At 63.4% G+C, this 14728-nt stretch carries 13 protein-coding genes and 3 tRNA genes; 9 read left to right on the forward strand and 7 right to left on the reverse strand.

Translation table 11 applies throughout. From position 1 onward, the window contains the following. Positions 1–198: 198 nt before the first annotated feature. The 3 genes from ACWIVK_RS10525 to ACWIVK_RS10535 are packed head-to-tail and all read right to left on the reverse strand — an operon-like array spanning position 199 to position 2480. Positions 199–651, reverse strand: coding sequence for an FHA domain-containing protein (locus tag ACWIVK_RS10525; protein ID WP_448576644.1), 453 nt, complete (start codon positions 649–651; stop codon positions 199–201). Between the two features lie 9 nt (positions 652–660). After that, positions 661–1407, reverse strand: coding sequence for an FhaA domain-containing protein (locus tag ACWIVK_RS10530; RefSeq protein ID WP_448576645.1), 747 nt, complete (start codon positions 1405–1407; stop codon positions 661–663). Between the two features lie 38 nt (positions 1408–1445). Beyond that, positions 1446–2480 carry a hypothetical protein gene (locus ACWIVK_RS10535; RefSeq protein WP_448576646.1) on the reverse strand — a complete coding sequence of 345 codons (1035 nt, stop codon included), beginning with the start codon at positions 2478–2480 and terminating at the stop codon, positions 1446–1448. A 99-nt stretch (positions 2481–2579) separates the two neighbouring features. Here ACWIVK_RS10535 and rpe point away from each other — a divergent pair, with 99 nt between their 5' ends. The 4 genes from rpe (at position 2580) to ACWIVK_RS10555 (ending at position 4051) form a co-directional block, all read left to right on the forward strand. Continuing rightward, positions 2580–3287 (forward strand): ribulose-phosphate 3-epimerase, encoded by a 708-nt coding sequence (gene rpe / locus ACWIVK_RS10540; protein ID WP_448576647.1) that lies wholly within the window; start codon positions 2580–2582, stop codon positions 3285–3287. Positions 3288–3519: 232 nt separating this feature from the next. Further along, positions 3520–3592 (forward strand) — tRNA-Arg (locus tag ACWIVK_RS10545). Positions 3593–3631: 39 nt separating this feature from the next. Then, positions 3632–3722: transfer RNA gene (locus ACWIVK_RS10550), tRNA-Ser, on the forward strand. Between the two features lie 242 nt (positions 3723–3964). After that, positions 3965–4051 (forward strand) — tRNA-Ser (locus ACWIVK_RS10555). Between the two features lie 72 nt (positions 4052–4123). Here the strand turns inward: ACWIVK_RS10555 and proS are convergent. Continuing rightward, the gene (gene proS / locus ACWIVK_RS10560; protein WP_448576649.1) at positions 4124–5578 is read right to left on the reverse strand and encodes a proline--tRNA ligase; all 1455 of its coding nucleotides are present in this window, start codon (positions 5576–5578) and stop codon (positions 4124–4126) included. Positions 5579–5736: 158 nt separating this feature from the next. Here proS and ACWIVK_RS10565 point away from each other — a divergent pair, with 158 nt between their 5' ends. Both ACWIVK_RS10565 and ACWIVK_RS10570 read left to right on the forward strand, forming a co-directional pair. Next, on the forward strand, positions 5737–6864 hold the full coding sequence (locus ACWIVK_RS10565) for a 6-phosphofructokinase (RefSeq protein WP_448576650.1): 1128 nt from the start codon (positions 5737–5739) through the stop codon (positions 6862–6864). A 4-nt stretch (positions 6865–6868) separates the two neighbouring features. Then, positions 6869–7900, forward strand: a complete 1032-nt coding sequence (locus ACWIVK_RS10570) for an AIR synthase family protein (RefSeq protein ID WP_448576651.1) — start codon at positions 6869–6871, stop codon at positions 7898–7900. On the opposite strand, the gene ACWIVK_RS10575 is transcribed toward ACWIVK_RS10570, so the two are convergent. Further along, positions 7897–9120, reverse strand: coding sequence for an endo-1,4-beta-xylanase (locus tag ACWIVK_RS10575; protein ID WP_448576652.1), 1224 nt, complete (start codon positions 9118–9120; stop codon positions 7897–7899). The genes ACWIVK_RS10570 and ACWIVK_RS10575 overlap by 4 nt on opposite strands. Before the next feature lie 350 nt (positions 9121–9470). On the opposite strand from ACWIVK_RS10575, the gene ACWIVK_RS10580 reads away from it, so the two are divergent. After that, complete coding sequence (locus ACWIVK_RS10580; protein ID WP_448576653.1) at positions 9471–9989, forward strand: DUF3090 family protein; 519 nt, start codon at positions 9471–9473, stop codon at positions 9987–9989. A 3-nt stretch (positions 9990–9992) separates the two neighbouring features. Here ACWIVK_RS10580 and ggt read toward each other — a convergent pair whose 3' ends face one another. Then, a complete protein-coding gene (gene ggt / locus ACWIVK_RS10585; protein ID WP_448576654.1) occupies positions 9993–11591 on the reverse strand; it encodes a gamma-glutamyltransferase in 1599 nt (532 codons plus the stop codon). 109 nt (positions 11592–11700) lie between these two features. Here ggt and ACWIVK_RS10590 point away from each other — a divergent pair, with 109 nt between their 5' ends. Next, the gene (locus ACWIVK_RS10590; protein WP_448576655.1) at positions 11701–12612 is read left to right on the forward strand and encodes a ribonuclease Z; all 912 of its coding nucleotides are present in this window, start codon (positions 11701–11703) and stop codon (positions 12610–12612) included. Between the two features lie 342 nt (positions 12613–12954). Beyond that, the gene (locus ACWIVK_RS10595) at positions 12955–13383 is read left to right on the forward strand and encodes a hypothetical protein (protein WP_448576656.1); all 429 of its coding nucleotides are present in this window, start codon (positions 12955–12957) and stop codon (positions 13381–13383) included. Between the two features lie 62 nt (positions 13384–13445). Here ACWIVK_RS10595 and ACWIVK_RS10600 read toward each other — a convergent pair whose 3' ends face one another. Further along, positions 13446–13814: a hypothetical protein gene (locus ACWIVK_RS10600; RefSeq protein ID WP_448576657.1), complete on the reverse strand. Its 369-nt coding sequence runs from the start codon at positions 13812–13814 to the stop codon at positions 13446–13448. Between the last annotated feature and the right edge of the window lie 914 nt (positions 13815–14728).

Below are 14728 nucleotides of genomic sequence, written 5' to 3' on the forward strand. Positions count from 1 at the left end.
TCAGCGCACGGCAGTTCGAAAAACCACGAAGCCGCTCTGGCTATCGTCGATCCGCCGCTTTCGCTCCGACAGCACCCCCACACTCACCAGGCACACCCGGTCCGGCTCATCCTAGCATCCGCATGTCACCCACCGCACCTCTCCCAACAACCGCGAACCGCTCCTCGTTGTCGACTGGTTGCGGCGACAGAGGACATGTCACGGGGCGAGGACCAGCCGTACGTCTCCCACCTCGATCACGTCGCCGTAGCGGAGCCCTGTCGGCGCAGTGACGGGTTTCCCGTTGACGCGCGTTCCATTGGTACTCTTGAGATCAGTGATCCACCATCGTCCTTGTTCCCACGTCAACTGGGCATGCTCGGTCGAGACGAACGCATCATCCAGCCGCACCGTGCACGAGGGATGACGCCCGATCACCGTGACCGGTTCTAACGGCAGGCGTGTACCCGGCCGGAGGCCGGTCGATCCCGGTGCTTGCACGATCAAGTGGCCGGGCGGTCCTCCCTCCTCACCGCTCGTTACAGAGGCCGCGGCCAACTCCCGCAGCATGATCCGTGCCAAGAGAAAAATGAAGAAGTACAGCAAAAAAGCGAAGACAAGGCGCAGGAGCAAGACGAACCACTCGAACGGGAGTTGCGTCACCAACTCCATTCTCGACCATCACGCTCCCGGCAACGAGAACTCGAGAACGACCGTCCCGAGCGTCAGCCGGTCACCGTGACGAAGGGAGGAACGGTCGATCGGTACTCCGTTCAGCAGCGTGCCATTCGTCGAGCCGAGATCGATGATCTGGAACATCCCTGCATCGAACTCGATCCGGGCATGACGGCGCGAGACGTCGAGTACCTCGAGTTGGATGTCATTCTCCGGGGCGCGTCCGACCGTGGTGACACGCTTGCGGATCAGAAAGGTCTGGCCAGCCAACGGCCCTTCGACGACACGCAAGAAAGCGCGCGGAACATTCCCGGTATCCTGCAATACGCGATAGACCTCGGTTCGCTGCCAGACCTGGCGAGCAGCGAACTCGTCCGCCGGGAGCGAGGCGATTTTCGCCTCTACTTGAACCTGCCGACGAGGAACGGAAGGATCGCCGAGGATCCGCACCCGCACCTGATCGACGAATCCGTACTCCCGCTCGTCAGCGATGTCCAGCAACCACTCCTCGAGCTGGAGCGACAACGAATCGGCGAAGTCGGCGAATTGAACCAAATCCTCCGGATGCAGCCGGACGAGATAGTCGTTGGGAACGATCGGTCCTTGAGGGCTCTCCAGCCGCTGGCTCTCCATCGCTCGTTCCAACCAGCGGGCGATCTCGGCCGGCTGGATCGAGGTCCGGAAGATCCGGCCGACGGTACCTTCCATTAGCCGCTCGACGAAGTCCTCGAATTGCTGCAGCTTGCTCAGCATGCTCGCTCCGCCACCCCTGTCCGAGTATACGCGGGCGATCACTCGCGCTCGGTTCCCAACTCCTCGCGCCAGCGTGGCGGTACCCGAGCCGCCTGGGTATCGACCAAAAGACCACCATGCGCCAGGCGTGCCATGAGCGGCCGGTCGATCCGCTCGTCGGCGAGCGCGAAGGGAACGATCAAATCGAAGACCGACGTCCGTCCATACATCTCACAACTCGCCAAACCGAAGATGGGCACTGTATCCAGGTACGCCACCCAAAACATCGTGCCCGGATCGACCGGTGCACCGTGGACTGTCCGCTCCGCTCGCAGACGGCGCACTGCCCACAAGAACGGATCGTCAGGGTCCAACATGATGGATCCCGCCGTCAAGACGAGTTCGATGCCACCCGCTACCCACTGCGCGATGCGCTGAGCGATCACATCGGTGTCGTCCTCATCCAGTCGCTCGACTTCCTCCAAGCGAGCGCTAAAACGAGCCAGTTTCTGTCCTAAGACTCGACCAGCCACCTCGAGCGCGGCCGACCGCACCCGCGCCCCCGCCAGCAGTGCCACTCGTCGACGCCGAAACGGTGCGCTCCGAATGACCGATCGTCCGGCAAGCATCGCGAGCGCTCGCTCCAGGCGATCGACGCGCACGAACAGCGATGGCGCTTTGGCGATGGCGATCACTTCGCCTTCCTCGGCGACCCGACCATCGAGGACGGTGGCCACGAGCGCACGACCAGTCCGCACCAACCGTTGCAACGCTTGCTCGTCGACACGGACGAGCCCGAATTGTCCGGCCCGGATCGACACTTGTCCCTGGTGCGGCGCATCGAGACGCGTTCCGGTTCCAGCTACCGCTCGGGCGATGCGCAACGATGCCTCATGCTGCTCGATCTCGCCGGCATCCGGAACCGCGATCGGAATGCGCAATCCTTCGGGAAGATTCGCTTGGCTCAGGAGTTCCTCCAAAGGGGTTCCACGGCGAAACTGCCGCCGACCATCGCTGTGCAGGATCAGATCTCGCCGCAGGACGGCACCCCTCGGAAGCGAATCTCGGCCCACCTGGTACCACGTTCGTCGCACGCTCTTCCCCCTCTGTTTGTCTGCAAGCATAGCCGAAGGCGGAATGAGTACACTGACCTGCACAGTGCTCGGGTCGGTCGAGCGCGAGAGGACCCGCCGATGACGACTACCTTCGGTTATCGACTTCCGATGCTCTCGCCGTCGATCCTGAACGCCGATTTCGGTCACCTGGCTGCCGTGGTCCGCGAGTTGGATGAAGCCGGCGCAGACGCCATCCATCTCGACATCATGGACGGCCGTTTCGTTCCCAACATCAGCTTCGGCCTACCGATCGTCCGTGCCGTCCGTGACGCGACGACCTTACCCTTGGATGTCCACCTGATGATCGTCGAGCCGGAGCGGTACCTCGAAGCGTTCGCCCAGGCCGGTGCCAGCGCTTTGACAGTTCATGTCGAAGCCTGCTTGCACCTCCACCGGACCATTCAGGCCATTCACGAACTCGGGCTTCTCGCCGGAGTCGCGCTCAATCCCGCGACTCCGCTCGTCGCGATCGAGGAGATTCTGCCCTTCGTCGATCTCGTGCTGGTCATGACGGTCGATCCGGGCTTCGGTGGGCAAAGTCTCATCCCCGCAGTCCTCGGGAAACTTCGGCGCTTGCGCCGGATGGTCGACGAACGAGGGTTCCGCTGTCTGCTCTCAGTCGACGGCGGCATCAAGCTCTCCAACCTGGAATCGGTCATCTCAGCTGGAGCCGATATCGTCGTGACCGGTTCCGTCCTCTTCACAGCCGAAGAACGGCCGGGCCAGATTCTCGGTCGTCTGCGTGAACGCGCGACGCAAGCGTATCGGACGCGATCCGTCCGGTAACCGTTCCGAACCACGGCATGGCCAGGCTGCAGCTATCGAGTCTCTTTCCTCACTCTCCCGCCGCAGCGACCCGCACGAGCGCACCGGTACCCAGCCTTGGACTTTCCACCACGTCGGTTATCTTGCGCACAAACGACCGTCCGCCCTCGCCGTCCTCTTGCCATCAGGTGGTCCCGCATGCTATACTGTGCGATGCCGGTGGATCGAACGCCGGCATTAGACAAAGTGTCACGCGCCCGTAGCTCAGTGGATAGAGCGTTAGGTTGCGGACCTAAAGGTCGGGGGTTCGAGTCCCTCCGGGCGTACCGAAGGTATGCAGGGCTTCGGCCCTGCATCTGGCATGTGGAGGGGTGTCCGAGTGGTTTAAGGTGCCGCTCTCGAAAAGCGGTAGGCGTGACGAGCGCCTCGTGGGTTCGAATCCCACCCCCTCCGCCATCCTCGGTCAACCGAAGTTGCTCGCTCCTCGACGCAGCGCCGATGCTGCGTGTCTAGCACGCATGAGCCGCTCGCGGGCACCTCGGGTCATCGCGGGGAGGAAGAATACTCCCGCTACTCATCCGCTTGTCCCGGCATCCCGACAACCTTTCCGAGGAGATCGCCCGGACTACGCGACCCCTTGTCCAGCAGCCGAGCCGCTGGGTAGACTCTTTGCGGAAAGACGATCGCGTATCGCGCACGGAAGGGTCGCATAGTGGCCGAGTGCGCACGGCTGGAAACCGTGTGGGGGCGCAAGCCCCTCGTGGGTTCGAATCCCACCCCTTCCGCCGAATGTCGTCCAGACGAAGAAGGGCCGGTAGCGATTCCCGGCCCTCGTCCTTTGCTCGATCTTCCTTGCCTCAGTACGCGCGCGCCCAAATGACTTGATACTTCCCCGGTGCACCGCACACCAGGCAGGGCTCTAGCTCAGGCGGTTGCTCGAACGGAATGCACCGCACCGTTGCCTTCGTCTCGGTCTTCACACGAGCTTCGCACGCTGGATCGCCGCACCAAAATGCACGGTTGAAGCCCGCGTTCGTCGCCACCCGTTCCTTGAGCACCTCGTAATCCCGGACGTCTTCGGTGTATCGTTCCAGCATCGCACGTGCGGCGCGGAACAAACTCGCCTGGATCGACTCCAATTCGCTCTGAACCGCATCCACGAGGTTCGCGATGGGCACCGCCTGTCGCTGCCCGAGCACGTCGCGGCGCACGAGTGTCACTTGATCGCTCGCCACGTCGCGCGGACCGATCTCTAATCGGATGGGCACGCCCTTGAGATCCCAATCGTTGAACTTCCAGCCAGGCGTCTTGTCGTCCCGCAAGTCAGCATGGACCCGCACGGTGCGGCGCAGCATGGCCCGCACGCGATCGACTGCCTCCTCGACCTGCCGCCGCTCCTCGTCCTTGCGCCAGATGGGAACGATCACGACTTGGATCGGCGCCACGCGCGGCGGGAGCTTCAGCCCTCGATCGTCCCCGTGCACCATGACCATGGCACCGATCGTCCGATGCGAGAGTCCCCAGCTGGTATTGAAGGCATAGCGACGTTTGCCTTCGCGATCCAAGAAGGTAATCTCGAACACTTTCCCGAAGTGATCGCCGAGATTGTGTGACGTCGCGGACTGCAGCGCCCAGTGCTTCCCGCCCATCATCGCTTCGATGGTGTACGTGCGGAGGGCTCCCGCGAACTTTTCCGACTCGGTCTTCTGCCCGGGGATCACCGGGATCGCCAATTCCGACTCGACGAAGTCGCGGTACACCTCGAGCATCAAGCGGGCACGTTCTTCCGCCTCCTCGAGCGTCGCATGGACCGTATGCCCCTCCTGCCACAGGAACTCCAGCGTACGCAGGAAAGCCCGCGGTCGTTCTTCCCAGCGCACCACGCTGCACCACTGGTTGATGAGGATCGGCAGGTCACGATACGACTGGACCCAACGAGCGAACATGGGGCAGATGATCGACTCCGAGGTCGGGCGAACCGCGAGCCACTCCTCGAGTTCCTTGTCTCCGCCGCGCGTCACCCAAGCGACTTCGGGCGCGAACCCCTGAATATGTTCTGCCTCCCGCTCGAGGAAACTCTTGGGAATGAACAAGGGGAAATAAGCGTTCTGTACCCCAGTCGCCTTGATACGACGATCGAGCTCGGCTTGCATGTTTTCCCAAAGCGCGAACCCGTAGGGACGAATCACCCTGGTACCGCGCACGGGCGATTCGTCGGCCAGTTCTGCCTTCTGGATCACCTCGACGTACCAGCGGTCGAAATCGTCTTCCTGCTCGATCAGCTCTTCGACGTACTTGCGATCTGTCGTCATCGTCCGCTCTCCCTCGCGCGGCCGATCGTCACCGCCCAGTCGTCGTCACCCCTCCTCGCGTAGAATGCGCAGGGACCACGTCGAGCAACGGCAACCCGTCCGTCTCGACGTGAGTATACCCATGTTGCCGAATGCCGCGATCGAGGAGGGTCACCGCCATGGCGAAGAGACCGCTCCGCCGCATCGGGGTTCTCACCGGCGGAGGCGATGCGCCCGGACTCAATGCCGCCTTGCGGGCTGTCGTCAAGACAGCTATTTCACGCTACGGTTGGACAGTAATCGGCTTCGAGGACGGATACGAGGGCGCGATCCTCGGTCGCGCTCGGCAACTCGGATTCGACGATGTCCGCGGTTTGCTCGTACGAGGCGGAACCATCCTCGGCGCGTCCAACCGTGCCAACCCGTTCTTCTTCGCGCACCCTGAACAAGGCGACACCGAGCCGCGCGATCATAGCCGAACTCTGCTCGCAACGCTCGATCGTATCGGCATCGACGCCTTGATCGTCATCGGCGGCGAAGGGAGCCTGTCCATCGCGCATCGACTCAACCAGATGGGACTCCGTGTCATCGGCATCCCAAAAACGATCGACAACGACGTCCGGGGCACGATCCAGACGATCGGCTTCGACACCGCTGTCACCACCGCCACCGAGGCGATCGATCGCCTGCATACGACCGCCGAAAGTCACCATCGCGTCATGCTCGTGGAACTCATGGGACGGGACGCCGGGTGGATCGCCCTGTCCGCCGGAGTCGCCGGTGGAGCAGACGTGATCCTGATCCCGGAAATCCCGTTCGTCCTCGACCGCATCGTCGAGATGATACGAGAACGACGGCAACGCAGGCGTTCCTTTACCATCGTCGCCGTCGCGGAAGGTGCACGGCCGCTGGGTGGCGAAGGAGTCTTCGAGCGTACGGGCCCACTCCCCTATCAGCGAAAGTACGGTGGCATATCGCTCGTTCTCCAACAACAGTTGAGTCATGTCCTGCCGACCGAAGTTCGCGCGGTGGTTCTCGGTCATCTCCAACGCGGCGGTACACCGACACCGACCGATCGCGCGTTGGCGACTGCGCTCGGCTCCGCTGCAGTCGACGCGCTCGCCGACCAAGACGACGGCGTCATGGTCGCCATTCGCGCGCACCCTGGCGGGCAAGCGACCTGGGGCATCGTCCGAGTTCCGTTGGCCGAGGTCGCACGTGGTCCACGGCTCGTCCCGCTCGACCATCCCCTCGTTCAGGCGGCGCGTGGAATCGGGATCAGTTTCGCGCAACAGGACGAGGAGTGAGCACGTGAGCGACAGGCCTCTACCGACCGGCAAGCTTCCCCCCGAACTCCTGGCCGAATTTCTCGGGCATCTTTCCCCGGATCCGAGCGTCCTGCTCGGTCCTGGTATCGGTCACGATGCCGCGCTCATCCAGATCGACGACAAGCGTCTGGTTTTCAAGAGCGACCCGATCACCTTCGCGACCGAGGCGATCGGCTGGTATGCGCTCAACGTCAACGCCAACGACGTCGCCTGCCTCGGTGCTCGCCCGCGCTGGTTTCTCGCGACTGTCCTCCTCCCCGAAGGAACGACAGCTCACGGCGCGCGAGTCGTCCTCGATGACCTCGCGCGCGCCGCAGCACGACTCGGAGTCAGCCTGGTCGGTGGTCATACAGAAATCACGGTCGGGCTCGATCGGCCCATCGTCGCTGGCACGATGATCGGCGAACTCACGACCGACTACGTTCTGTCACCGTCCCGCGTGCGGCCGGGAGACGCGCTTCTCTTGGTGCGCGGCATCGCTATCGAAGGGACTGCGCTCCTCGCTCGCGAGTGCCGCCAGACGCTCGAGCGGCTGCTCCCCCAGGATCTCCTCGCTCGCTGCCGTCGGTTTTTGTACGAGCCAGGCATCAGTATCGTTCCCGCCGCGACTCTCCTGCTCGAGAGACTCGGTGAGGACCTCCGTTACTTGCATGATCCCACGGAAGGTGGGCTCGCCACCGGCCTCCACGAGGTTGCCGTTGCCTGCGGTACCGGCCTCGTCGTCTCGGAGGAGGCGATCCTCGTCTATCCGGAAACCCGCGCCGTGTGCACCGCGCTCGGGGTGGATCCGCTCGGTCTCATCGCTTCCGGAGCGCTCCTCGCTGTCGTCGCGCCCGACAGCGTCGAGCGCGCGCTCGACGCTTTAGCGCAGCACGATATCCCCGCGACGCAGCTCGGCTGGCTCGACCCTGACCCCGGTCGTCGTGTCCTCATCGGGTCGACTGGCGAACGACCGCTCCCCGTCTTTCCGGTCGACGAGGTCGCGCGCCTCTTCGCGAGCGGTGGCTGTGTCTAGGGTCGCTTGGGCATCGCACTGAGCGCTCGATAAGCTGGACGCGGAGACCAGTCAGGGTTGAGCACCGACCACGGTCCTTTCTCGTCTTCCGGCCCGACGATGGTCGAGAAGTTGAGGTTCCACACGAACATGCCAGTGACCCACGGCCAGCGCGTGCGAGCGATCTCGAAGGCTCGGACGAGATACTCGGCTTGCTGCCCCTCGCTGACGTACTGACCGTACTCGTAACCAGGGGCCGGATTGTTCGTCGTCCAGCCGAACTCAGTGATCCAAACCGGTCGCCGATCGCCGTGCCGTTCCATCACGGCCCGCAGTTGCTCGACACGCCGGAAATAAAAGCTCGGATGGTCGCGCCAACCCGGACCCGGACCCGGTCGCTCTGGCCACAGCGTATCGGGTGGATTGAGCGTCGCATTGGCATGCGCGCCGAGTACGTCGAAGTACCGAGTACAGGTTCCACCATCCAGTGCATAGAACGCCTCGAGATAGGCGACGTCGTCCATGGCGATAGCGGGGTCGTTGACACCAGTCGGGGTGAGCCCACCGAAGACGACGAGCGCTTCGGGATCTCCAGCTTTCACTCCCTCGTACCCGGCGCGGAGCACTGCGCAGTACGGCTCCACCCGAACAGGACCATGGAGCTCATGAGCCAAGTTCTGCTCGTTCCAAATCTCCCACGCGTGGATGCGGCCGCGATACCGCGAGGCTAATCGCCGCATCGCCTCGCGGAAGGTCACTGGGTCCGCGACGATGCCCCCATCCGTCGCACGCGCCCACTCTGGTGCGGCGACAACCGAGGCCAGGACCGATAAGCCGGCTGCTTCGTACGCTGCCAGAACCCGGTCGATCGGCCGGAAATCCCACTCTCCAGGCTGCGGCTCGAGCGACTCCCAACGCACCTGAAAGCGAACCCACTGAAAACCGGCCTGGCGTACCATCTCGGCGGTACGCTGGTTGAAGGCCGCCCCATCTTCGTCTCCACGCCAGGCGACATTGAAGCCATACGCGAATCCGCTCGCCGCCCTGCCTATCGGCGTCGCTCGGCTCGCCTCGAGTACCGGCGTACCGACCACGCCGCTCTCTTGCGATGGAGTGGGTACGGGACCGAGCGACGTCGATCGAGTCGGGGTCACCGTCGGGTAAACGACCGGACCTCGACAACCGACCAGCACGAGTATCGTGACGATTGCGAGGAACACGAGGGCCTTTCCTCCGCTCACGGACGCCCTCCCCGAATCTCCACCATTCATCGCGGTTCTCCACCCTCGCCGACCCAACGCACTCTCCACCGCTCGTTCACGAGAGCGAACCGGCAGACGCAACATCGACTTCCCACTGGTACGCGCTTCCCAACGGATTCCAAAACTTACCGCTTGACAAATTCGATATCCAGGCGAATAATGGAAGCGGTTCCGGTACGTCGGCACGGCGAGCGGAACCGTTCCGAGTTCGCAGACGTCCTCCCTCCCCTGCCACACCCATCCCCCACCTCACCGTGCGGGCGTCGGTCAGTCCCGGCGCCCGCTGGTGTATGCTCTTAGCGGCGACCACGAGGAAGACGGAACCGATCATGGGCAGACGGCACGAATACCCGGAACTGACTGTGCTGGAGGCGGAGGCGATCGGCCAACCGGGCCAACGGCGTTTTCGCCTCATCGCCGGTGTCGGCTTGGATCTCGTCTCGCTCTGGATGGAAAAAGAGCAACTCCAAGCCCTCGGTCTCGCCATCGAGCAGCTGTTCGAGCAACTGCGGCTGGCCGGCCTCGTGCGCTCCCGCATCGCCGAGCAGCCCGCTGCTCGCACGGCACCGCTTCCCCCCGATCTCCCCGAATACGTGGTTGGGAAAATGGCCATCGGGTACGACGAGGAGCGCCAGCGCATCGCGATCTTCGCGCACGATATCGAGCAAGACGAGGACGACGACCCGGTGTTCGCCGGACGCGCCAGCTTACCAGCAGCCAAGGCGCTCGCACGCCAGATCGCCCAGGTCATCGCGGCGGGACGTCCGCGTTGCCCACGCTGCGGCGCCGTCATCGGGCCGGAGGGACACGTCTGCCCACACGACAATGGCCATCTCCCTCTCGAATGAGGCTCACCAGCCCAGTGCGTAGCCCTCCGCGCGCGGATCGGACGCTCCGGAGAACACCCCATCGTCCCCGATCATGATCAGGTGGGCATGGCCCATCAACGAACACCAGCGTTCGACCGTCTCGACGCGATGTCCCCGCCGAGCCAGTTCGCTCGCCGCTCGCTCTGCCAGCTCTGGTTCTAGGTAGACCGTCTCCCCTGCTTCTCCCGGCTCGCGACGAGAAACCCAGCGCGCAACCTCGATCGCCTCCTGCGGTTCGAAGCCGAAGTCCACGAGCCCGCTGACCAGTTGCAGGTGGATGACCGGCTGGCTATGACCACCCATCGTCCCGAACACCACCCAGGGGCGTCCGTCACGCAACATCATCCCCGGGATCAGGGTATGCAACGGCCGCTTGCCGGGCATGAGTGCATTCGGCGATCCCTCATCCAGCACGAAACACGCGCCACGGTTGTGCAGGACGATGCCCGCGGCGACCAGGCCGCTCCCGAACGACTGATAAATACTCTGAATCAGGGACACCGCTCGTCCGTCGCGATCGACGACACAAAGATAGATCGTATCCGAGTCCCACTGCGGCGGTGGAGGAACGCTCGTCCGCTCCGGGTCGATGCGACTCCGAAGTTCAGCTGCGTATGCTTTGCTGAGCAGGCGAGCGACGGGCACATCGACGAAAGCCGGATCGCCGAGATAGCGATCACGATCCGTAAATGCCAGCTTCTTGGCCTCGAGCATCAAATGCAAGAGACGCGGGGATCCCCACTCGTCCGCACCGATCGGGAAACCTTCGACGATATTCAGAAGCTGCAGCGCGGTCACACCCTGCGTATTGGGCGGGAGTTCGATCACCTCGACTCCTCGATAGGTGCTGCGCAACGGCTCCACCCACTCGGAACGATGAGCAGCCAGGTCGTCCAACGTCATCGCTCCACCAGCGCTCCGGAGGGCAGCGACGATCGCCTCGGCGATCGGTCCGCGGTAGAACGCGTCCGGACCATGCTCGGCGATCAGGCGAAGGCTCGCTGCCAAATCGGGCTGGCGCAGCAACTGCCCCGAACGCGGTGGGCGGCCACCTGGCAAGAACTGGCGGGTAGCCGCTTCCTGGCGTCGAAAGATCTCCTCCTCAGCCGCGATGGCGCGTGCCAGCTGCGGACTGACCGGGAACCCCTCTTCCGCATAGCGGAGAGCTGGCGCTAGGAGCGCTGCGAGATCACGCGTCCCATAGCGTGCCAAAACCGTTGCCCATGCATCGACTGCTCCGGGAACCGTCACCCCCCACGGGCCCTTCGCCGGCACCTCGCGGAATCCGCGATCGCGTAACGCCGCAAGACTGATGCCCTGCGGTGCGCGCCCGCTCCCGTTCAAGCCGACCAGCCGTTGCTCCCTCGGTTCCCAGATGAGGAAAAAGGCGTCGCCGCCGAGCGAGCACATGTGCGGATAGACCACCGTCAACACGGCGTTCGCCGCCACGGCCGCGTCGACTGCGTTTCCACCATCTTGCAAGACGCGCAGACCGGCGAGCGTCGCGAGGTAATGCGGTGTCGCCACCATCCCTTCCGTCGCTCGGGTGGTCGGTCGCCCGGTGACTACCTTCCTCACCACACACCCCCTCCTGAAGCCTGTCTTCCGCCGCGCATCCTAGCATGTCGGGGGCAGGCACCCAACGTGATACGATTCGCCACCGGCGTGGAGTTCTGCGAGGTGCTCCGCCATGGTCGACGTCTGTCTACTCGGCACCGGTGGGATGATGCCGCTTCCGGATCGCTGGCTGTCCGCTCTCCTGGTCCGCTGCGAGGGGCACGTTGTCCTCCTCGATTGCGGCGAGGGCACGCAGATTTCCTGGCGATACACCGGATGGAGCTTCCGCGATCTCGATACGGTCGTCTTGACGCACCTCCACGCCGATCATGTCGCTGGTCTCCCTGGTATCCTGTACGCCCTCGCCTTCGCCGATCGTCAGGAACCGGTCCGTATCATCGGCCCTGTCGGCACCACGCAGGTAGTCGCTGCACTGCGGAGCATCGTACCGACTCTCCCATTTCCTGTCGAAACACTGGAGCTCTCCGGTACCAGCGAACTCGAACTTCCTGGTGGACTCCTTTTGCGCGCGCTGCCGGTCCGGCACCGGATCCCGTGCTTCGCGTATACATTGCACCGTCCACGGGGCCGCCGGTTCGACCCACAGCGAGCGCAGGCGCTCGGTATCCCGATCGCGCTCTGGCATCGCCTGCAGCGTGGAGAAACGGTCGAACTCGCGGGACAGCTTCTGACCCCTGATCTCGTGCTCGGCCCGCCGCGACGTGGTATCACCGTCGCCTTCGTGACCGATACCCGACCCACCCCAGAGCTTCCCGGGTTCGTGGCTGGAGCGGACCTCCTGGTCTGCGAGGGGATGTACGGCGATACTGCTCTGCTGCCGCGAGCGATCGAACGCGGACATATGCTGATGCAAGAAGCAGCCGAATTGGCCCGTGACGCCGGCGTCGAGCGCCTCTGGCTCACCCATTTCAGTCCTTCGCTGGCCGATCCCGAAGCCTGGTTACCCGCGATCCGCGCGATTTTCCCTGCGAGTGAGATCGGCCCCGTGCACCGGACCGTGACGCTGCGTTACCGGGACGAGTGAGACAAGCCGGCAGCATCGCGCGAGGAGCGAGCCCGCTCGCGCTCGATCTGCGCGGGAGGATCGCCACTTCATCCTCCAGGATGATTCTGCTATATTCGGTCGAGCTCACCCTACGTCACTGATCGACGCACAGAGGCAGCAGATGACGCTCACTTCACGCCGAGGACGAGTGCACCTCCTCTGCACAAAGCATCATCCGTGCCCTGCGGGGGGCGATGTGGACTCCGCATCGGCGAGAAGTCCACCAGGCGGTCAGGCGATCCGCTCGGCCCCTTCTCGCGCGTCTACCGGAGAGACCAAAACAATCATGCACCGATGGGACGAGAGAGGTGGGAGAACAGCATGCGCATGACACGACGGGGACTGTTGTCCGCTGCCGTCGTGATGAGTCTCGCCGCTTGCCAGAGAGCCGGACAACCGGGAGTCACCACTGTGACGGTCGAGCTAGGCGAGTATTTCATCAAAGCCGACAAAACGGAAGTTCCTGCCGGAAAAGTCCGCTTCGTTGCCAAGAACGTCGGTCAGATGGAGCACGAGCTGATCGTCCTCCGCACCGACTTGCCGGCTGATCGTCTTCCCTACAACGAAGCTGAACAGACTGCCGAGGAGGAACAAGCAGGCGAAGTACTGGGCGAGATCGAGCCCGAAGATTTACCGCCCGGCAAGACGGATGAGATGACACTCGACCTCACCGCTGGCCATTACGTTCTCCTGTGCAATATCCCGACGCACTACAAGCAGGGGATGTACCGCGACTTTCGCGCCCGGTGAACGACGCTCGGTCCCGGGACGGAGTGGCTCCCTCCCGGACCGAGCGCAGCTTTTCCTCAGTGTCAATTGGCTCTTCCACGGACGAGCTGGAACAACAAGGGATCGCTGCGAAACGCCTGGTCCAGCAATTCCAGACGCCGGATCTCCTCACCTAGGAAAAGTTCGCGTCCGAGCACATCGGTCACCAGAATTTCCACAGCGGTGAACACTTCGTTCGCCATTGGCGAAACATCGGACGGGAGCATCGCGACGATCCGCTCCAACCGTTCGCTCAGGCGCTCGCGTAGGCTACCCTGCTGCTGAGCAGCCACAGGGCAATCCAAGAGTAGTTCCAAATCATAGAGTGCGCAGATGAGCGGCGTGAGGCGCTCCAGGACGACGAGTGCGCCGGGAGAGAGTACTGCCGCGAGGACGTCCCGATAGGTTGGCATCGTTCCCTTCCCGATTCCCGCTTCTGCCGAGCACTGGAGCCCCGGTCCAAGTCGCCTGTCGCCGTGTTCCGCTGCTCGCTGCGCGACCGCTCGCGGCACGATGCGTGCACCCGAGATGTGCACCGAGCCGACCACTGATCGCACCAGTATACAACTCCAAGATCGCCCTCTGATCGCTGTCGACGACACCGACGTAACCCGGCGAAGTAGGCCATCGGCGCGACGGCTCTGCTGCGTGACGCCGACCAGTCAGTCGACCTTCTTCGCGATCACCGAGTGCTTTTCCGTGATCCTTCCCCACTAAGAGGCTCGATGACGTTCCCCCATTGTCGGAACGTCGTTTGCTCGTCGAGTCCGCACTAGGGGTGGTCTCTGATGCTGGTGCTTCCGCACAGCACCGCGTCGAGTCGAGACTATCACAAGGTTTCGGCAACTCCCTCCATTTCAAGACAGAGCGACGATCGACAGCGAGAAGAGCAGCACGAACGTAAACAGAACAAACAACTCTACGACCCTGGCACGGGGACAACATCCTCCATTCCGGCGATACCAGTAATCACGAGGCTCCTGCTGTCCAGCAGCGATCGAGGCTGATGCTGAGGCACGATCCATTTTCAAGAAGAGTTCGTAGGCTCATGAGGCATTGGAAATCCTCGAATCAGTCAGTCCCTATTGGATACGCCGCGACGAGCCGACGCACGCCACCGGGTCGTTCGAGGCCCGAGGGTGCACATGAACCCGGAAGAGACCATAGATCGGCTCGAGCATGGCCAATGCACGCCCGAAGTATCCTTCTCGGGATCAGCGAGCTCCCGTCTTTTCTCGACCTAGCTCTTGCCGATCCGGCAGCACCAGTACAGTTCAAATGTCTCGACCGTCAACGCAGCGACCAACCAGAGAAGACGCCGCGCCGG

The sequence above is a fragment of the Thermomicrobium sp. genome (genome assembly GCF_053493975.1).